Origin of the sequence: Phytoactinopolyspora endophytica (genome assembly GCF_004138495.1) — a bacterium.
GTDB lineage: Bacteria > Actinomycetota > Actinomycetes > Jiangellales > Jiangellaceae > Phytoactinopolyspora > Phytoactinopolyspora endophytica.
The window spans coordinates 71,776-72,302 of record NZ_ML142856.1 but is presented as its reverse complement, the minus strand read 5'-3'; the positions used below and the strand labels follow the sequence as shown (position 1 = coordinate 72,302).

The following is a 527-nucleotide window of genomic DNA, read 5'->3' as shown; positions in this document are numbered from 1 at the left end:
AACGCCGAGTGCATGACGGATCACTACAAGGGTGACTACACCTACTCCAAGACCTCGGACCCGGAGCCGGGCTCGGAGGTCGAGGAGGGCGACGTCGTCACCTACACCGTGACCGTCGAGCAGGTCGGTCCGGCGCCAGTGGAGGACGCGAGCATCGTCGACGACCTCTCGGGCGTCAGCGACGTCGCGGCCTGGAACGACGACGCGAGAGCGTCGTCGGGCGAGGTCAGCCGGGACGATTCCGACCTGACCTGGACGGGTGACCTCGACGTCGGCGACGTCGTGACCATCACCTACTCGGTGACGGTCGGCGACGAGCCGGACGCCACCATGCGCAACGTGGTGACCAGCGACGACGAGCGCGCAGTGTGCGTGCCGGCGGAAGACGGGAACCCGGACTGCGCGACGGAGCACCACACGCCGGAGCAGGACCTGCCCGACACCGGTGCAGGCCTTGGTCAGTGGACGCTCGTCGCCGGACTCGTGATGGTGATCGGCGGGTTCATGCTCGCCGCGACCACGCGTCG

Annotated in this window: 1 protein-coding gene; it reads left to right on the top strand. The window is 68.7% G+C overall.

Features of this window, described 5'->3' with window-relative positions:
- Positions 1 to 12: 12 nt before the first annotated feature.
- On the top strand, positions 13 to 527 hold a 515-nt coding region (locus tag ELR45_RS16645; RefSeq protein WP_129667580.1), incomplete at its 3' end, for a DUF7927 domain-containing protein.